Annotated in this window: 17 protein-coding genes; 15 read left to right on the top strand and 2 right to left on the bottom strand. The window is 38.1% G+C overall.

Features of this window, described 5'->3' with window-relative positions:
* Window positions 1-284 precede the first annotated feature (284 nt).
* From ASC84_RS13800 to hisC, 5 genes are all read left to right on the top strand, one after another.
* Window positions 285-509: a TatD family hydrolase gene (locus ASC84_RS13800; protein ID WP_056515649.1), complete on the top strand. Its 225-nt coding sequence runs from the start codon at window positions 285-287 to the stop codon at window positions 507-509.
* A gap of 322 nt (window positions 510-831) precedes the next feature.
* The gene (hisG, locus tag ASC84_RS13795; protein ID WP_056515646.1) at window positions 832-1,527 is read left to right on the top strand and encodes an ATP phosphoribosyltransferase; all 696 of its coding nucleotides are present in this window, start codon (window positions 832-834) and stop codon (window positions 1,525-1,527) included.
* 102 nt (window positions 1,528-1,629) lie between these two features.
* Window positions 1,630-2,292 (top strand): DUF4272 domain-containing protein, encoded by a 663-nt coding sequence (locus tag ASC84_RS13790; protein ID WP_056515660.1) that lies wholly within the window; start codon window positions 1,630-1,632, stop codon window positions 2,290-2,292.
* A 128-nt stretch (window positions 2,293-2,420) separates the two neighbouring features.
* Window positions 2,421-3,722 carry a histidinol dehydrogenase gene (gene hisD / locus ASC84_RS13785; RefSeq protein ID WP_081401076.1) on the top strand — a complete coding sequence of 434 codons (1,302 nt, stop codon included), beginning with the start codon at window positions 2,421-2,423 and terminating at the stop codon, window positions 3,720-3,722.
* A gap of 175 nt (window positions 3,723-3,897) precedes the next feature.
* On the top strand, window positions 3,898-4,995 hold the full coding sequence (hisC, locus tag ASC84_RS13780) for a histidinol-phosphate transaminase (RefSeq protein ID WP_056515644.1): 1,098 nt from the start codon (window positions 3,898-3,900) through the stop codon (window positions 4,993-4,995).
* On the opposite strand, the gene ASC84_RS13775 is transcribed toward hisC, so the two are convergent.
* On the bottom strand, window positions 4,992-6,335 hold the full coding sequence (locus ASC84_RS13775; RefSeq protein WP_056515642.1) for an anthranilate synthase component I family protein: 1,344 nt from the start codon (window positions 6,333-6,335) through the stop codon (window positions 4,992-4,994). The two genes, hisC and ASC84_RS13775, sit on opposite strands and share 4 nt — an antisense overlap.
* A gap of 264 nt (window positions 6,336-6,599) precedes the next feature.
* On the opposite strand from ASC84_RS13775, the gene ASC84_RS13770 reads away from it, so the two are divergent.
* From ASC84_RS13770 to ASC84_RS13745, 6 genes are all read left to right on the top strand, one after another.
* Window positions 6,600-7,526: a DUF6160 family protein gene (locus ASC84_RS13770; protein WP_056515659.1), complete on the top strand. Its 927-nt coding sequence runs from the start codon at window positions 6,600-6,602 to the stop codon at window positions 7,524-7,526.
* Between the two features lie 208 nt (window positions 7,527-7,734).
* Entirely contained in the window at window positions 7,735-8,568 is an 834-nt protein-coding gene (locus ASC84_RS13765) for a C39 family peptidase (protein WP_056515639.1), read from the top strand.
* Between the two features lie 54 nt (window positions 8,569-8,622).
* A complete protein-coding gene (locus ASC84_RS13760) occupies window positions 8,623-9,861 on the top strand; it encodes a hypothetical protein (protein WP_056515636.1) in 1,239 nt (412 codons plus the stop codon).
* 13 nt (window positions 9,862-9,874) lie between these two features.
* Complete coding sequence (locus tag ASC84_RS13755) at window positions 9,875-11,539, top strand: OmpP1/FadL family transporter (RefSeq protein ID WP_056515633.1); 1,665 nt, start codon at window positions 9,875-9,877, stop codon at window positions 11,537-11,539.
* Entirely contained in the window at window positions 11,539-12,828 is a 1,290-nt protein-coding gene (gene filE / locus ASC84_RS13750; RefSeq protein WP_056515630.1) for a putative pilus assembly protein FilE, read from the top strand. The genes ASC84_RS13755 and filE overlap by 1 nt, the downstream gene beginning before the upstream one ends.
* A gap of 10 nt (window positions 12,829-12,838) precedes the next feature.
* Window positions 12,839-14,785: a hypothetical protein gene (locus ASC84_RS13745; RefSeq protein ID WP_056515627.1), complete on the top strand. Its 1,947-nt coding sequence runs from the start codon at window positions 12,839-12,841 to the stop codon at window positions 14,783-14,785.
* A gap of 106 nt (window positions 14,786-14,891) precedes the next feature.
* On the opposite strand, the gene ASC84_RS13740 is transcribed toward ASC84_RS13745, so the two are convergent.
* On the bottom strand, window positions 14,892-15,440 hold the full coding sequence (locus ASC84_RS13740; protein ID WP_056515655.1) for an NUDIX hydrolase: 549 nt from the start codon (window positions 15,438-15,440) through the stop codon (window positions 14,892-14,894).
* Window positions 15,441-15,565: 125 nt separating this feature from the next.
* Between ASC84_RS13740 and ASC84_RS13735 the strand changes: the two genes are divergently transcribed.
* The 4 genes from ASC84_RS13735 to ASC84_RS13720 all read left to right on the top strand — a co-directional run bounded on the left by ASC84_RS13735 (window position 15,566) and on the right by ASC84_RS13720 (window position 18,464).
* The gene (locus tag ASC84_RS13735; RefSeq protein ID WP_056515624.1) at window positions 15,566-16,180 is read left to right on the top strand and encodes a CoA pyrophosphatase; all 615 of its coding nucleotides are present in this window, start codon (window positions 15,566-15,568) and stop codon (window positions 16,178-16,180) included.
* Between the two features lie 59 nt (window positions 16,181-16,239).
* Window positions 16,240-16,773, top strand: a complete 534-nt coding sequence (locus ASC84_RS13730) for a gamma carbonic anhydrase family protein (RefSeq protein ID WP_056515621.1) — start codon at window positions 16,240-16,242, stop codon at window positions 16,771-16,773.
* Window positions 16,774-16,941: 168 nt separating this feature from the next.
* Window positions 16,942-17,607, top strand: coding sequence for a tRNA (adenosine(37)-N6)-threonylcarbamoyltransferase complex dimerization subunit type 1 TsaB (gene tsaB / locus ASC84_RS13725; protein ID WP_056515619.1), 666 nt, complete (start codon window positions 16,942-16,944; stop codon window positions 17,605-17,607).
* A 32-nt stretch (window positions 17,608-17,639) separates the two neighbouring features.
* Window positions 17,640-18,464 (top strand): undecaprenyl-diphosphate phosphatase, encoded by an 825-nt coding sequence (locus ASC84_RS13720; RefSeq protein ID WP_004723699.1) that lies wholly within the window; start codon window positions 17,640-17,642, stop codon window positions 18,462-18,464.

Raw genomic sequence — 18,464 nt, 5'->3', positions numbered from 1 at the left:
TATTTTAGCAAAACCGAATAATCCCGAACTGCCTAAATTAGCAGAAATGTTACAGTTAGTTTTTCAAGAAAGCCAAGTTTCTTTATATCAAGTTAATTCTGACCCTCATCAATATAATTTTAAATTCACATTAGATAAATTGAAAAACACAAAATAGTCATGGGTTTGTTTGGTATTTTTTAATTAATGCAATGCAAATTGGCAGCTTGAAGAGGAAGTGAGATACTAAATACTAGACCACCCCTGTTGAGTGATTTCTTTATAGTAGGGAGTATAACCAAAGGATGTTGTCTAGTGATAGAGGTCGGTTGCTTGTAAGTCATATACCAAAAGATAGAATTTTAACTGAAACAGACGGACCTTTTGTTATGAATGGGAATAAGCCGCTACAGCCGGCATCGGTCATGCCTGTTATTAATAAGTTAAGTGATATTTGGGGAGAGCCCAAGGAAAATGTTCAGAATCAAATTTTTGAAAATTTAAAAAGGCTTTTAAATGTATTGAATTAAAGCCTTAGTTACCCGAGTTATGTCTTAACTTTTAAATCTTTGCGCAACAAAGCCTTTCATGTATATCAAATCCATTTTTATGAAGATTTTAATTTTTTGAATAAAAATGAATTGCCATTAGTGAAGTTGATTTTAAACAACTCAAAAAATGTTATAATTGCGCGAACAAATACAACCGACACAGTGAAAGCTTAGTGTCGGTTTGATTTAAATGATTATATACTTTTTAAGAGTTACGCCAAATTTACGCCAAACTATGTTTAAGTGATTGTTTTTGCTAATTGTTTGTGTGCCCAAATTAAGCGAGTGAGCGAGTAAGTTAATGAGCGATATGAGAAACGATGATCCTAACTTTGACGTAATGGGCAATTTTGATCATGGTTTAACTTTGGCATTGAGTAAAGGGCGTATTTTAAAAGAAACGTTGCCTTTACTTGAAACTGCTGGAATTAACTTATTGGAAGATCCTGATAAATCTCGTAAGTTAATTTTCCCAACCACACATAAATCCGTTCGTATTCTAATCTTGCGTGCTTCTGATGTGCCAACGTATGTTGAGAATGGCGCCGCGGATATTGGTGTAGCGGGTAAAGATGTGTTGATGGAACATGGCGCTCAAAATGTCTATGAACCATTAGATTTAAAGATTGCCAATTGTAAATTAATGACCGCCGGTAAAGTGGGCATGGTTCGTCCTAAAGGACGTTTAAAAATTGCCACCAAGTATGTAAATTTAACTCGTCAATATTATGCAAGCTTAGGTGAGCAAGTTGATGTGATTAAACTTTACGGCTCAATGGAATTAGCCCCATTGGTTGGTTTGGGTGATTATATTGTCGATGTAGTGGATACCGGAAATACATTGCGTGCCAATGGTCTAGAGCCTCTGGAAGAAATCTGTAAAGTCTCTTCACGTTTAATTGTCAATAAAGCGAGCTTTAAGCGTAAGCAAACTTTATTAAATCCAATTCTTACTCAGCTTGAAAAAGCAGTAGAAGAGCGTCAAAAGAACAATTAGTCCATTCATGTTTGTTCGATAAAGATACCGTCTAATTTTAGGCGGTTTTTTTATGCGATTTATGTTAAAAAATAATCATCCATGATTTTAAAAAAAGAGCTTATGAAAACACCTCAACAACGCAAAGAACAATCTATTTTAAAACTTAAAAAGTATTCAATTCCTTATATTGACTGGTTACCTGTGATCGAATCTGCTGAAGACGTGCAAGCACGCAGTGCAGAACAGATTGCAAAACGTGCGATTGCTTGTTTGTGGGTGATTCAAGTCGCATGTGATCTGAATAATGATCAATATGATGATGAAACACAGGTATTTGTATTTGATATTTTGAAGAAAATGCAGGTGCTAGATGCTTTAACAGAGAAAGAACAGGCAATTTTAAATCGTGAGGCTTCAGCGCAAGATATCATCAATATGGTGTGGAAATATGAGGCATATTGGGTATTGTTATGGGCTTTGGGGATTGTGGATGAGTTAAGTTATCCAGCAGATATCGTTGATTGTGATTTTGCTATTCAAGCTGTATCGTCGTGCGATACCTTTGCTGAATTTATGGCAAAAGTACACTTGCGGGATAGCGAAGAAATTTTAGATCAGGCTGATTTAATCTATCGTTATGATTGGGCATGTGTAAATGCGCGTTTAAAGCAACAGGATGCACCTGAAAATTTAAATTCATCTATTGTTGTGGAACGGCATGGTGCATTGAACTGGCTGATTCAGGCTGATAGTGATTGGGATCATCCTGATGTGAGTACCTAAATAAAAATTTGCTGTGTCAAAAGTTTTTTGTAATCAAACTTTCCTATTAAAGTAAGTTGAAATGTTGCGGTGATGTTGCCCACAAGATACTCAAAACAAGGTAAACTAAATCTTTCTTAAACAACCTTGTGGGTAAATTGATGCGACGTTTATCGACTCAAGAGCAGAACTTTAAACAAGTCTTTGCTGACTTGTTAGCTTTTGAAACAGTGAGTGATCCTGAGCTTTTAAAAACAGTAGACCAAATTATTGCAGATGTGCGTCAACATGGCGATGCACATGTACTTAAACTCACTCAACAGTTCGATCGACATCCAGCGCATCAATTTTCAGATTTAGAACTGACACAAGAACAACTTAAAGTTGCATTTGAGGGGTTAACCGTAGAAGTACGTGAAGCTTTGGAATTGGCGGCCAATCGTGTTCGCTCATTCCATCAGGCTCAAAAACAAGACGGTTGGTCTTATGTGGATGAATTAGGAAATACCCTGGGTCAAAAAGTCACCCCTTTAGACCGTGTTGGTATTTACGTTCCAGGTGGTTTAGCTTCTTATCCATCCTCTGTGCTGATGAATGCTTTACCCGCGCATGTGGCTGGGGTAGCAGAAATTATTATGGTGGTACCTGCGCCAAATGGTGATTTAAATCCTTTGGTATTGGCAGCTGCTTATTTAGCAGGTGTAAGTCGTGTGTTTACGATTGGCGGTGCGCAAGCAGTTGCCGCACTGGCTTATGGAACAGAAACAATTCCAGCAGTGGATAAAATTACAGGACCAGGTAACCGTTTCGTTGCTGCGGCAAAACGTGCTGTTTTTGGTCAAGTCGGTATTGACATGATTGCAGGGCCTTCTGAAATTTTGGTTTATGCAGAAGGTCACAATGACCCGAAATGGTTGGCGATGGATGTTTTGTCACAAGCTGAACATGATACGGTGGCGCAAGCGATTTTTATTACGCCTGATGAACAGCTGTTAAATGATGTCGAGCAAGCCATTGAAGAACATTTGGCTGCACTACCCAAAGCTGAAATTGCACGAACTTCGATTGCAAATCGTGGTGCTTTGGTCTTGGTTAAAGATCGTCAAGAAGCCATTGATTTGATTAATCAAGTTGCGCCTGAGCATTTGGAATTGTGCTTAGATGACGCTGAGCAGATGTCAGAAAGTATTCGCCATGCAGGTGCAATCTTTATGGGGCGCTATACACCAGAAGCGATTGGTGATTATTGTGCGGGACCTAACCATGTCCTACCTACTTCTGGTACAGCACGCTTTTCATCACCTTTAGGTGTTTATGATTTTCAAAAACGTTCAAGTTTGATTATGTGTTCTGAGCAAGGAGTTAAATCGCTTGCCAAGGCCGCAGATATTCTTGCACAACAAGAAAATTTAGATGCGCATGCCCGATCAGCAAGATATCGTTATCAGTAATTCACCAATGGCCCAGTATCCGTAAAAAATCCTTCTCCCTTATGGAGAGGGTGTGGATGAGGGTGTAAAAATTTAACTGACTTAGTTTGGGGATTCTATTGAAATACCCAAACCCTCTCCTAGAGTGAGAGTGCTTATATAAAGTAAGTCAAGTGAGAAAAAATACGAGATAAAAATGCCAAATATTAGCCCTGAGCAAATGCGTTTTTGGAGCCCTGATGTACGTGAATTAGAACCGTATGTTCCGGGTGAGCAGCCTAAAATCCAAAACTTATTAAAACTGAATACCAATGAAAACCCCTATCCACCATCGCCAAAAGTGGTTGCAGCGGTTCAGTCCGTACTTATAGATTCAGCAGATGTATTGCGACTTTATCCAGATCCAGATGCATCGGCACTCAAACACGCGATTGCGAAACAACAACATGTAGATGTCGAAAATGTCTTTGTTGGCAATGGTTCAGACGAAGTTCTAGCCCATATTTTTAAAGCATTTTTTGTTCAAGATAAGCCAATTCTATACCCGGATATTACCTATAGCTTTTATCCTGTTTATAGTCAGTTTTTTGGAATTTCAACCCAAACTAAAATCTTGCCGTTAAATGATGATTTTGAAATTGATGTGGCTGATTATAAACAGCCGAATGGTGGGATTATCATTACCAACCCCAATGCACCAACCAGTATTGCATTGGGGCTGTCTGCAATTGAACAGGTCTTGCAAGCCAATCCTGATTCGGTGGTTGTGATTGATGAAGCATATGTGGATTTTGGTGCTGAGTCAGCTGTGTGTCTGGTTGAAAAATACGAAAACTTAGTGGTTTGCCAAACGACTTCAAAATCTCGTTCTTTGGCAGGTTTACGCGTTGGTTTTGCAATTGCACAGCCACATTTGATTGCAGCATTGGAAGCTGTTAAAAATAGTTTTAACTCCTATCCAATTGATCGTTTTGCAATAGCTGCAGCTGTCGCATCATTTGAAGATCAAGAATACTTTGTAGCACAATGTCAAAAAGTCATTGTGAGCCGTGACAAACTGGTGGCAGATTTAGCGGCGCTTGGGTTTAAAGTATTACCATCTTCAGCCAACTTTATTTTTGCGTGTTTACCCTCAAAAGATGCTGGTGAACTGGCAAAAGCATTGCGTGAACGTGGCATTATTGTTCGATATTTTAATAAGCCACGGATTGATCAATTCTTACGTATCACTATTGGTACAGATGAACAAAACCAACGCCTTGTTGATACATTAAAGCATGAGATTTTAGTCTAGGATTCATGTTGAGGTTGATGCCATGTATTGAGTAAATCAAGCATGGCAGCAACTTTATCAAAACATTCCTGATATTCTGCATCACAATCTGAAGCGATGGTGATTCCACCGCCTGCCCACAATGAAACATCATCTTGATATTTTTGAATTGAACGAATCAAAATGTTCCAAGAACCGGTTCCATCAAAATTAAAATAGCCCAGTGATCCGCAATAAGCGCCTCTTGGCGCACTTTCAAGTTCTTCAATAATTTGCATGGCGCGAATTTTGGGTGCACCAGTAATTGAACCACCTGGCAACGCTGAAAATAAGACATTAAATGGATTGACATCCGGTTTTAGGATGGCAGTCACCTCACTCACCATATGATGTACTTGGTTAAAAGATTCAATATTAAACAGTTTTGGGGTTTTTACTGAGCCAGTTTCAGCATAGACACTTAGATCATTGCGTAATAAGTCCACAATCATGACATTCTCTGCTTGATCTTTTTTAGAGTGAATCAAAGCATTTTTTGATTGCGCATCTAAAGTTGGATCGTCATAACGAGGCATTGTCCCTTTTATGGGTTTGGTGATAATTTTACGATCAGCTTCGAAATCAATAAATAACTCAGGTGAGCAACTCAGTAATTCAAAATCATTGATTTTTAAATAACCCGAATAGGGAGCATCTGTGAGTGTCCAAAAGTTTTCGGCGGTATCTAAAAGTAAACCTTGTGCTTTTGCAGTGAATTCCTGAGTTAAATTAATTTGATAGCAATCACCCGCTTTTATATATTCTTGGACTTGTGTAAATGCTTGATCATATTGTGGCTTTGTCCACGTCGCAGTACAGTTTGATAAAAGTTTAAAGCTTTGATTTTGTGTGACTGGTCTGGTTAATAAATCTTGTATAAAGTTGAAAAACTCTTCTGCACAGGCTTCTAAACTATAAAAAAAGAATTGTTCATTTTCTCGTTTGATAAATGTTTTATAAACACCCATGTAAAAATTAGGTTGAGACTTGGTTGTAGCATCAATGTGTTGCTGAGAGGCATAGTTGTAGTCAATAAAACCCATATATCCACCCTGAAAAGCATGCTGTTTCGGGGCAGATTGAGAGCTGAAGTTAAAGAAGTGATTTAAATGAGGATCGGCTTTATCTTTTTGATAATGGGTAAAATGATTTCTGGTATAACAAGAAAGTTGTTGCTGGATTGAGATACAGTATTGTTCAGGTGAAAAAGAAACAATATCTTCGCCCGCGTTTTTTAAATAGATACAACCGAATAATGCATCAATACGGTGTAATAAATCTGTAGTGCTATTTGATGAAAAATCTAATAACTTCCGAAACATAGGGAGGGTTAACTCAAGCGCGAAAAGGGTTTATAAAGCACTATTCTACCTGAAAATAGCACTTATAAAAGTGTTTACCGTTTATCGGTTTAATTGGGTTTTTGATAAACAGCAGTTGAACAAAAAGTAACATACCGTTAATTTAAAAGGGCAAAACGGACTACTCAAGGATTGGTGTTCTAAGTTGTAAAACAACTAAAAACAACAGGGAACTATGGAGAGTGGTTAAAAATGAAAAAAAATGCTCTTGGGAGAGTACAGATTATGAAATTATTTACTAAACTTGCTTTAGTTTCGGCAGTGGCTATGAGTTCAAACGCAATGGCGATGCAAGCAATGGATGATGCGGCGCTGAGTGCAACTACTGGTCAGGATGGTATCAGTATTGGTATCGATGCAGATAAAATTGAAATTGCAAAACTACATGTTTTTGATGGTGATGGTTTAGCTGCTACAGGTACTCCTGGTGTTACTGCTGGTTCTGGTGGTTCAGGCAAAGCAGGTGCGATTACTTTAAATAATGTAGTTGTAACTAAAACTGGTACAGGTAATTTAGCTGATTTGGTTATTGATACTGATGGTAGTGCTACCGCTGGTAATACTGGTACACCATTCTTAAATGTCGCTGCTGCAATTAATGCACTGAAAATCGAGTTAGGCAAAATTGAAGTGAATAATGTTACAGGAACAGCTGGTGCATATAAACCTGATGCTGGATCAGCTGAAATTTTGAGTGGCTTGACTGTGAATGTAGGTTCTACTACTGCAAATATTCAATTGGGTAATACACCTCAAGGTGCAATGATTAAACTGAATGGTTCGATGATTGGTGGTTTATCAATCAGTAACTTGGCCTTGAAAGATGCTTCTGCAGCAGGTGGTGGTTATATCGTATTGGGTGGCATAAAAGTGACTGACAGTGGTTCAGCTAATTTGGCTTTAGATGCTGATGTTGCTGTTACAACGAAAGGTTTGGCTGTAACTGCAATGAAAAGCACAACAGGTACAGACATTTATCTAACTAAAGTTGTATTGGGTGGTGGTACTGGCTTTGTGCCAGGCACGCCTGGAACTGCAGGTACAGGAACAGGTTCGGGTTCGATTGGTGATGTTGCAATTACAGGTATGAAATTCTTTAATGGTGGTTCAGCAACAGCAAATGGTGTAAAACTGACAATTTCTGGTCATTAAGTTAAGAATTGAAATGTCAGAAAAGACGCATGCAAAGCATGCGTTTTTTTTTACAAAAAAGCTGAGTAAAAGCGACAAAAGTTGAAAAAAAGACTGTTTTTTTTTTCAAAAACCGTTATCTTCATAAACACAGGGACGTAGAGTGTTCACTCTAAAAATAAAATCAGCACTTTAGGCAAAATACTGCCGAAACTTGATAGTTAAAATTATGATAGAAATTACTTTAGGTTCGGCATTAATGTATTATTTTGCCAACCACGCCTTAGATGTGAAACCCAAGCCAAAGGATGCGATTTACTATACTGAGCTTGCGGATTCCAGAGAAAAATCATTCGGACGTAATCACCGTGAAATGGTGCATGTTAAACCCGCTTTAGAAAATCAATTCCGTGGAATTGTACGTCAAGGCTATGACTATAGTTGTGGTTCTGCTGCGTTAACAACACTGTTAAATGGCTATGTTGGGACAAACTTAACCGAACAGCAAACCATGGAAGGCTTATTACGATTTGGTGAATACAACCGTATTATTGAGCGACGAAGTTTTTCATTGCTGGATATGAAGCGTTTTGTTGCTGCAATTGGATATGAAAGCGGTGGCTATAGAGGTGAGTTCACAGACCTAATCAATCAAAATCAACCGGTGATTGTGCCAATTTCTTATGCAGGTTTTAAACATTTTGTTGTATTTAAAGCTTATAAAGATGGCCGTGTTTATGTGGCAGATCCTGCCTTGGGGAATATTAGTTTTGATCAAGAGCGGTTTAAGCAAATTTGGGAAAATAACACCTTATTTGTGATCAATGCGCCAAAAGATCAACAACGCAACTTGTTGGCACTACAAGATGCGGATATGCGCCATGTAGATGATGCAACAATCAACCGCTATGCTTTAGTTGAAGCGCAATATTCAACCGATTATACCAATAAATTAGCCGATAGAGGCTCAACAATGCGTAAGGTGATTGACCAAGATATCAAGTCTGCAACATACAATCAGCCAATTACATCCTATATGCGACTCTATTATAAACGTAAGTAGAAGATGGATTAAAAAATTACATAATTGAATTGGATTTTTGGGAATAGGAAGAATATGAATAATCAGTGGATGAAACGGACTTTACTTGCGGTGAGTATTCAGTTTGCAATTGGAAGTTTATATGCAGCTGAAACAGAGGCTAGTGCGGATGTAGTAGCAGATCAGGCTGCAAGTACAGACAATGCCAGTTCTGCAACCAGCAGTCAAACAGCTCCAGTTGCAAATGTGGCGCAAGCTACAGAAGATGTAAAGATTAATAAAGATGAAACAAAATCTTTAGTACCTAAACCAGGGACACAAGCTGCAGAAGCATTACAGAAGAAAGAAGGCGACGCTTCTCAAGAAACCAATTTACAAGAAGTTTTTACATCCAATGAACGTCAATACTCTTTAATCAAAAAGGGTGAGTTCTCAACTTTTTATGATTTAGATTATTCCTACTATCGTGATTCGCAGTTAAATTTAGGAATTAACGAAGGTACAGCTTATCAACTTCGTGTTGATGAGGATGCCAGTCATACCATCAGTAATACATTTACTGCACAGTATGGAATACGTGATAATTTAACCTTTACCGCATCTATTCCTTTTATTGCCAAATCAGATAGCTTAAAAGATGCCACTGCTGCGGGTCTAGGGGATATTAACTTTGGTGCACGTTGGGAACCTTTCCCACTGAAAGCAGGCCGATTACCGCTTATTTTATTTGGTAGTTTATCGACCAAAACCGGTGACAGCCCATATGAGATAAATCCAGAAAAAGACCTTTCAACAGGTAAAGGCTATTATTCTGTAGGTGTTGGCGCAAGTACCCGTAAATATATCGACCCTGTTGTACTGTTTGCATCGGTTTCTGCCAATTATGGATTTAAAGAAACAGGTTTAAATCAAGTTCGTGGTGGGGGTAATGCCAATGGTCAAGGTGGTCAGCAGCTTGGTCAGCGAACTTTAGAAGAATTCGATCCAGGTATGACGGGTGGTTTCTCTTTTGGTTTTGCCTATTCATTTAACTATGATGTTTCGATGACCATGTCATATCAACAATCATTCAATATGAATACTTCTTTCACATATAAACCATATCCTGGGGCAACGAATCAGAATCCAGAGAAATATAAAGCAGCTGACCAATCTAGCGGGATGTTTTCCATTGCTTTAGGGGTGCGTGTCAATCCAGATACGATTGTCAATGGTACATTGGGGATCGGCTTAACTGAAGACTCACCAGATATTTCACTCGGTCTATCTTTCCCATTGGATATTTTAGGCTTTGGTAAGAAGAAAGCGAACTAAAGGAGTGTAAAGTATGAAAAACATACGTTTGCGCCCATTAGTTACAGCGATTTTATTAACAGGGTGTTCAACTCAAGTATTTGCGGCGTTAGGACTCAACCTATCGGTAGATATACGCTCACTAACCATGGGGAATGCAGTGACTGCAGATCCGCCTGGAATTAGTGCCATTCATTTTAACCCGGCAGCATTAACTAAACTAAAAGGTTTGCAAACTGACGTACAAGGAATTGTTGCAAACTTTGATATACAACGTGAGTTTTCTGCTCCACCTGGTTATAACGTATTTGGTTATTCTGATGATCCACTGATTTGTAATGATGCACCTGACAATCCTTCGGGGCTTTGTACCGATTATAAAGACTCAGTGCGTGGGGATGTCGAATATGCCAGTTTATATGTTCCTATTCTAAAGAAAGTGGTGGATTTAGGACCTGGATGGCCAGTATTAGCACCAACAGGGGGGATTTCCTATAATCCTCCTGGCTCAAAATTAACCTATGCAACTGCCGTATATGCACCCATGGTGGCAGGTTTTGGATCAGAAGATGGTAACCCAGGTAACTATATGGGGCAGCAAGTTGCCATTGAGCGTATAACCTATTTGTCTCCATCTATTGCATACCAAGTCAGCGATGAATTGTCTATTGGTGCTTCAATCGGGATGTCATACAATGCAATGGCATTAAAAACTGATCTAAGATTTCCAAATGAAATGATCGGCGTTCTACGATTAATCGATGAGTCAGTTTGTGGACCTTTCCGAAATAATTCGAATGTGATTACAGATCTCATATTATTTGGTATTTGTAATGCTGATGAGGGAATGGATCCATTTGGCCAATTCGGGAAGATGCAGGTCAGTCTTGAACAGAGTCTAAGTCCAAGTTATAACTTAGGTTTAATGTGGGAACCTACGGATAACTTTGGTTTTGGTATGGTTTATCAAAGCTCCGCTAAAATGCGTATGAAAGGTAAATATTTTATCGATAATGCCAACGCACCGCGAGAACTTATAAAGGGCCTCAATTCTTCAGCAACAGGACAAATTCTTGCGGCGATTTTAGGTTTTCCAGGTTATATCCCGCCGACCGAGTCAGGTTTGATTTCAATGGATTTGGAATATCCTGCTCATTTCCAAGCTGGTATAAAATATAAGGTTTTACCTGATTTACAGGTGAACTTCGATGTAGGATGGACGGATTTTAAAGCATGGGAAAAGTTTCAGTTTGAATTCGATCGACAAATTTCAGCATTAAAAATTGCCAAATTATTATCCAATCAAGTCACAGATTCATCTTTAGCCTTTCCATTAGGCTTTCAATCGCCATGGAGCTGGGGGATTGGTATTGAGTATTCAGCAAATGATCGTTTAAAACTTCGGGCAGGTTATGAACCGCGTGCTAGTGCGATTCCAGATGATAAACGTAATACTATGGTGCCGATTAACAATGCGCAATTATTTGGTTTAGGTTTAGGTTACCGTTTTGATGAAGATAGTGATATAGATTTATCGATTGGTTTCTTACGTAGCCGAGATAATATCCCAGCAAACAGCAGTAGTTTGGCGAACAAGACAGGGGTAGATAACTTACTATTAAACCCATACGCTGGTTTAAATGTAAAAACCAATACAAAAGTTACAATTCTAGGGCTTAACTACAGAACGAGATGGTAATGCGTTTGAATGTTGATAAAAAAATAGTCGTAACTTCTTTGTGGCTAGCGTTAAGTTCTAGTCTAGCCACATCGGCTTCTTATGCTGCCAATTTTTATACAATTATTGGCCCTGATGGACATCCGATGATTGTTCAGAAGCCTGAAACAGCTCCAAAAGTAGGAGTAAAGCAAAAAGATAAACAAGTACAAGAAGTTAAGCCAATACAAGAAGCTAAAAAAATACAAGAGGCTCAAGCTGCTAAGCCTAATGTACCAGTAGTAGAAGCTCCATCTGTCGTTAAACAAAGTCAAAAAGAGATAACGCCTCAAAATACTCCATCAGCGGTTACTACTGCTCAGTCTGAACGGCAACCCGCTTTAATCGAGCATAAAGCTAAAAGTCAAAGCCCTGTTCAGATACCAGATCAGCCTTTACCACCAGCGTCACAGATGATAGTACCTCAGCTTGTTGTGGAAAAACCTCCACAGCAGCCCACTGATATTACTCAACAAACCAATAAGGTTGAGAAACTAGAGAAAATAACGCCAGTAGACCAAACTGCGGTCAAGACCAATAAAGAAGTTGCGCCGAAAAGTACTCAAACTATAGAAGATCAGCATTTCACAGTTATTGATGGTGAAAAATATGTAAATAATGAGTATTTAGAAGATCGTGAATTCAATTTAGAAGGTAAAAAAAGATTTTATATGACGCCTGAGATTGGCGCAGTGCATGGACGTTATGAAACCATCGAACGGCAAAAAGGTTTAAGTACGAGTCTTTTAAATAGTATTCGCGGAAATCCAGAATCGAAAGAAAAAAAGCCAGTTGTTTTGTCTTCAACCTATTTTCGTTTACCTAAAGATGAGGTTGTTCATAATTTAGAACAAACGTGTTTTTCTGGTAAAAAAATAGCTAAAGCAAAATATTTATCAATCAAAAATCAAGAAGTTGGCTTATGGCCAGTTGCACCGATTAAAGAGAATTTTGCTTATGAAGTAGTGAAATTAGATTCTTCAGTGCAAAATATTTTATTAACATCCTATGCATCCTCTTCAAAGGTTCAAAGCTATTATTGGCCTTTGGTGGTATTTTTAGATAGACAAGGTTGTGTTCTCGAAGGTGTTAGCGGTTTTAAAAATGAAGAATCACACGACAATAATTTACAATATGCAGCGATGGAAGGCGTTTTAAGAAAACCTGATCAAGCTGTATATCTATTTTTAACACCACTATCCTCAGCATTAGATGTGGAAAATAAACAATTAACAAATCATGGACAAATTAAGCTGAGTGTAATTCAGTAAGGATGAAAATATGAAAAAAAGATTATTAGCCCCTTTGGTTTTAACAAGTTTAGGCCTAGCACTCGCGGGATGTGGTGGTGAAAGTGCAACAGTCAATGAAGACCCAAATAAAGGTATCCCAACTTATTCAAATGGTTGTGATGCAGATTCTACAGAAAAATGTTTAGGTTTTTATGTTGATTATCCTGTAGATGGTTTAAATTTTGATTGTAGTACAGATACCAGAAATCATTATGCGACTAAACTAGAAGGTGGTTTGGCACTTGGTGGTTGTTTAATTGGCGATAAAGCGAAATTCTATATAAAAGGCTCACAATCGGAAAGAAAAATTGTTTTAGGCGATGTTGACTTGGCAAAAGTGCGTCCTTTAAAAGTGCGTGGCCAACCTGCTGCAATTGGTTTGATTGATATTGCAAGTGCTATGACAGGCAAGCCACCAACAAGCATGACCATGAGTGATGATACATTTAAAGTAATGGTTGGGTTGGTTCGCGTTTTCCAAGCGATTGGGTTGGAGCAGGATGCCAATCAGGTTGGCGATGTACAACCCCTTGAGTTAACAGATAATATTAAAAATAATTTAACAACAGTCAATGCGGATATTGGGGTGGCTGATTTTATCAATGGTAGCTATGTTGAAAAATTAAAACCGTGGGTCAATATTGAAGCGGTTGATCAAGCTTCTGCAGTCGCGACTGCGCAACGCTTGGTTCAACAATCATTAGTAAATATTTATTCAACAAACTTCCTTATTTTCAGTGGTGCAAATGTTGATATTCAGGGCTTTACAGGTAAAAGTGAATTAAGCACCAAGAATGAATCTATCGCCAATATGTATTTAGTCACTGACCGTCAAGGTTATACATCAGGTTATGCAATGCAATGGGTCGGTGTACCTCAAAAAGTAGAAGGCAGTACAATTGCTGACTCACTGTTAAAATTTTTATTGCTTAATCAGGTTGTACCACAAAAACTCAATGTAAATGGTCAACAAGGTTGGATCAATCCATTGACCCGTAAAATCACCTCTCCACTTGTATTTAAAAAAGATCAAAGTTCAACGGATAAACTTGAAATTTTTCAGGGCGCTTTGCTGAATAATACCAATGTTGCTGGTACTGAATATATGTATAAGCGAACAACGGGTGCAACCACGGCACCTGCGGATCCAACGATATATGGGAAATGGCGTCAAACTTTAAATGCTGATCAACTTTCTGGTGGAATTGATATTTATAAAACCAATCCTGCCAATTACTTAGATCGAAAAGTTTTCCTCACTAAAAACACAGTGAAAACTGGTGAAAAATATTATTTCCCACTGTATGCGAATATTACATTTGCTTTTGATAACAAAGAAGTTAATCCAAATACCCAAACACTCGGTATTGTGATTGATGAAAATGGAGATATTCGTACCAATTTAGGTAAAAATAGTGCGCTAAATTCAACTACATGTGCTGATGTAGATCCAATTACTTATATTGATAAAGAAACAGGGGTACAACAATATCGTATTGGTACTACAGGTACAGCTTATATAAATGGTAATGTTGAAAAGTCGATTACACTTCGTATGATTTTGGCCAATCCTATATTTGGTAGTCTTGATGGTGCATTGGCAGGTTTAAATGAAACATTAGTTGTTCGACCAACCAGTGGTACATCTGCAGAAGAAATAGCCAATGCTTCAGTTTCCTCTGGTGGTATACGCTTAAACCTCCAACGATTAATCAATGAGCAAAATACAAACAATGGTGTTAATATTACCAGTTGGGATGGGGACAAGACGATTACTGCAACATGGGTGAATTTACATGCATTTTACCAGTCAGTTTATAACAATGTAGAAGCCAATAAAGAGAAAGTTACACCTGAGCAAAAAGAGCTAGCAAAGCGTTTATCAGGGTCTTTAACTGTAAGTTTACCGCAGTGTTATACCATTAAAACCAAGTAATTTATGTTAATTAAAAAAACCTCGATTCAAGTGATTTGAATTGAGGTTTTTTTGTGCCAATATTTTTTAATGCTCAACCATTGGTCGAAGCAATATCAGGTTTTTATTATCCTGTCTGATCTAATCGGGTACCCAATGTTTCTAGATGCATTGGAAATGTATTGGTTTTTCGGTCTTCAAAATAATGTCTTAACGTGCGTTCTACACTTGGAAAAGCTAAATCGTTCCAAGGAATCTCATACTCTTCAAATAAACGACTTTCAATGGTTTCTTCACCTGCACCAAATACGCCATCTTTTATTTGTGTTTTAAATAAAACATAAACTTGTCCAATACGTGGAATATTATACATGCAGTAAAGCTGTTCAATCTCAACCTCAGCTTCTGATTCTTCACGTGTTTCGCGTGCTGCACCTTGTTCCATGGTTTCAAAAAGTTCCATATAACCAGCAGGTAAAGTCCATAGTCCATAGCGTGGTTCTATTGCACGACGACAAAGTAAAACTTTATTTTCCCAGATCGCCAAAGCACCACAAATCACTTTAGGGTTAACATAATGAATGGTGCCGCAGTGTGTACAAACTTTACGGATTTTTTGATCACCTAAAGGAATTTTTTCTATGGTTGGATGACCACAAGCACTGCAAAAACTCATAAGCTTCATTAAAAATGTGAGATAACTCAGCATAACTGAAAAATTCTACTTTCGCATCATTTATAGCCTTATCGATAAAATTTCCTATATGATAGAACGAGAACAAAAAAGATAGAGTGAGATCAATGAAGGATGATGAGCTAACCCAAGTATTGCAAAATCGATTACGTTTTGGCAAAAGAACTTATGCCGCCAATGCCGCAGTGCTCATTGCAATTACTCAAGAAGCTGATCCTAAAATTTTACTGACCAGACGTTCTGCTTATTTATCAAATCATGCAGGAGAGGTTTCTTTTCCAGGTGGAAAGCGTGACCCAAATGATACCAGTAATATCGTTGTGGCTTTGCGAGAAGCATGGGAAGAAACAGCACTCAATCCATTTGATGTCAAGCTGATTGGTGATTTACCCATGGAACGGGCAAAAAGTGGAATGACGGTAAAACCTGTTGTTGGGTTAATCCCGCCAGATATTCAATTGATTGCTCAGCCAAGTGAAATTGATCGTATATTCTATGCGCCGATTAAAAAAATGATGGAATCACAGCCTATTCCTTATGAAGTACGTTTGGCACATCAATCGGTTTATTTTCCCAGTCTAAGAATTGAAAATGAAATCATTTGGGGTTTAACCGCCAGAATTCTAATTTCATTATTTAAATATGGTTTGGACTATCAAAAGAACTGGCCATTTTTATTGAATTCTCCATCATTTAAATCACAAATATTCAATAAAAAGTAATGCTGAAAAGTTATGATCCAAGTGAATGGTCTTAAAATATCTCAAAGGAATGTAATACCATGATGTATAAATTTAAAGGTTTTGTGCCAAAAGCGTTACATGTACCTTTTGATGGTTGGATTGCGGATAATGCGACGGTGATTGGTCAGGTCGAATTGGGACAACAAGTCAGTGTCTGGTTTGGTGCAGTCATTCGTGCAGACAATGCCAAAATTCATATTGGGAATTTTAGTAATATTCAAGAAAATGCCGTTTTACATACAGATACAGGGATTGAATTAACCGTTGGCGATTATGTAACCATTGGGCATCAAGCTATGTTGCATGGTTGCAGCATAGGCGATAACAGTCTAATTGGTATTAACGCCGTGGTTTTAAATCATGCTGTGATTGGTAAAAATTGCATCATTGGTGCAAATAGTTTGATTCCAGAAGGTAAAGTTATTCCCGATAATTCCTTGGTGGTGGGCTCACCAGGTAAAGTCGTGCGAACTTTGGATGAGAATGCGGAGAATTTATTAAAAATGAGTGCCTTGCATTATGCGTCCCATTACAAGAATTTTATTGATTTAGAAGAATTTAAATTTGATTAAAGTCGTGGTTTTAAAATTATCACTTAAATGCCAAGCACAATGTCTTGGCATTTTTATGGATAATTTTGATCTAATGTATTTTATCTGACTGGCTTTATCTCTAAGCCCTCGCGCTATTGAAATGAGTGGAGTATCATAGGCAGCATTTTTAACACAGTAAGGTTGTGCATGAAATTGCTGGCATTGGAAACTGCCAATGAGCAGTGTTCCGTTTCGATTGTTGATGAAACTCAAACACTCTATTTTCAACTTGATACGCGAGCAAAAGCACAAACTCAAACCATTTTGCCGATGATTGAGCAAGGTTTTGAGCAAAATCAAATCTCCAGTAAAGACTTGACTGCAATTGCATTTAGTCGTGGACCGGGTTCATTTAGTGGTGTACGTATCAATGCCGCAGTGACTCAAGCTTTAGCCTGGGCAAATGATATTCCTGTGATTCCAGTTTCAACCTTGCAAGCGTTGGCGCAAGCTGCTTATCAGCAAGCCCAATTGATTGAAGTCACGGCTGTTTTAGATGCACGTATGCAAGAAGTTTATATGGCAAGTTTTAAGCTTGACCCAAATAACATTATGCAACTTGTAGACGAAGAAAAATTATTAGACTATCAACATGCTGCAGAATATCAAAAATATACCTTGATCGGTTCAGGTTCAGCTTTGGTGAATGTAGAGGCTGTTGCGTTTCAACAGATTACTGCTTCCGCTAATGATATCGCCACAATTGCGCGTCAAAATGCACTGCAAAAGCAATGGTTGAGTGCAGAACAAGCTTTACCTGTATATTTACGTGATAATGCATGGAAGAAAATTCCAGAACAAGGTAAACCATAATCGTTTTTCGCTTTAATTTTTAGGATTTCACAATGGATCTTTTACTGCTACTCAAAGCAGCCATTATGGGTATTGTTGAAGGTATTACCGAATTCTTACCTATCTCAAGTACAGGGCATTTAATTCTTGCATCTGAATTAATGAATTTCTGGACCAAAGAAAAAAGTGACTTATTTGTCGTTGCTATTCAAATGGGCGCAATCGCTGCGGTGATTTATGAGTATTGGGGCAAGCTTTGGGGTGCAGCAATTGGTTTGTTTTCAGGTGAACCGAAAGGGCGTCATCTTGGGATCAGTATTATTGCAGCTTCAATTCCAATTATGCTAGTTGGCTTAACTTTTGGTGATATCGTAAAAGAGCTGTTGTTTAATGATATTTCTGTGGCGATTGGTTTAATCGTCGGTGGTTTAATCATTTGGTGGGTTGAAAAAAATCCACCAAAAGTCAATGCGGTGGAAGTGGAAAATATCTCGATTAAAGAAGCGATTTATATTGGTTTAATTCAGGTATTGGCGCTTATTCCAGGGACTTCACGTTCAGGTGCAACCATTATTGGCGGCATGATGCTGGGTGTATCGCGTAAGGCTGCAACAGAATTTTCGTTCTTCCTCGGTATACCAGTCATTGTTGGTGCGGGCTTATTAGATCTTTTTAAAAATTATCATATTTATGAAACAACACAAGATTGGACCGTGTTTTTTGTAGGTCTTATCGTTTCTTTTGTTTCTGCTTTAATTTTGATCCGTGTTTTGGTGGCTTATGTTTCTAAGCGTGATTTCATGGTCTTTGCTTGGTATCGTATTGCTTCAGGTTTGTTGATTTTATTGTTTGCATTAACAGGTTGGAAATTATGGTAA

Source organism: Acinetobacter sp. Root1280 (genome assembly GCF_001425285.1).
Taxonomy (GTDB): Bacteria; Pseudomonadota; Gammaproteobacteria; order Pseudomonadales; family Moraxellaceae; genus Acinetobacter; species Acinetobacter guillouiae.
Note: the sequence above shows the minus strand (reverse complement) of the source record. Positions and strands in the feature narration are given on the sequence as shown.

Bases quoted from the DNA above. Each gene is read 5' to 3' on its own strand.
- ASC84_RS13800 (WP_056515649.1), top strand. From the start codon at position 285: ATGTTGTCTAGTGATAGAGGTCGGTTGCTTGTAAGTCATATACCAAAA.
- hisG (WP_056515646.1), top strand. From the start codon at position 832: ATGAGCGATATGAGAAACGATGATCCTAACTTTGACGTAATGGGCAAT.
- ASC84_RS13790 (WP_056515660.1), top strand. From the start codon at position 1,630: ATGAAAACACCTCAACAACGCAAAGAACAATCTATTTTAAAACTTAAA.
- hisC (WP_056515644.1), top strand. From the start codon at position 3,898: ATGCCAAATATTAGCCCTGAGCAAATGCGTTTTTGGAGCCCTGATGTA.
- ASC84_RS13775 (WP_056515642.1), bottom strand. From the start codon at position 6,335: ATGTTTCGGAAGTTATTAGATTTTTCATCAAATAGCACTACAGATTTA.
- ASC84_RS13770 (WP_056515659.1), top strand. From the start codon at position 6,600: ATGAAATTATTTACTAAACTTGCTTTAGTTTCGGCAGTGGCTATGAGT.
- ASC84_RS13765 (WP_056515639.1), top strand. From the start codon at position 7,735: ATGATAGAAATTACTTTAGGTTCGGCATTAATGTATTATTTTGCCAAC.
- ASC84_RS13760 (WP_056515636.1), top strand. From the start codon at position 8,623: ATGAATAATCAGTGGATGAAACGGACTTTACTTGCGGTGAGTATTCAG.
- ASC84_RS13755 (WP_056515633.1), top strand. From the start codon at position 9,875: ATGAAAAACATACGTTTGCGCCCATTAGTTACAGCGATTTTATTAACA.
- filE (WP_056515630.1), top strand. From the start codon at position 11,539: ATGCGTTTGAATGTTGATAAAAAAATAGTCGTAACTTCTTTGTGGCTA.
- ASC84_RS13745 (WP_056515627.1), top strand. From the start codon at position 12,839: ATGAAAAAAAGATTATTAGCCCCTTTGGTTTTAACAAGTTTAGGCCTA.
- ASC84_RS13740 (WP_056515655.1), bottom strand. From the start codon at position 15,440: ATGAGTTTTTGCAGTGCTTGTGGTCATCCAACCATAGAAAAAATTCCT.
- ASC84_RS13735 (WP_056515624.1), top strand. From the start codon at position 15,566: ATGAAGGATGATGAGCTAACCCAAGTATTGCAAAATCGATTACGTTTT.
- ASC84_RS13730 (WP_056515621.1), top strand. From the start codon at position 16,240: ATGATGTATAAATTTAAAGGTTTTGTGCCAAAAGCGTTACATGTACCT.
- tsaB (WP_056515619.1), top strand. From the start codon at position 16,942: ATGAAATTGCTGGCATTGGAAACTGCCAATGAGCAGTGTTCCGTTTCG.
- ASC84_RS13720 (WP_004723699.1), top strand. From the start codon at position 17,640: ATGGATCTTTTACTGCTACTCAAAGCAGCCATTATGGGTATTGTTGAA.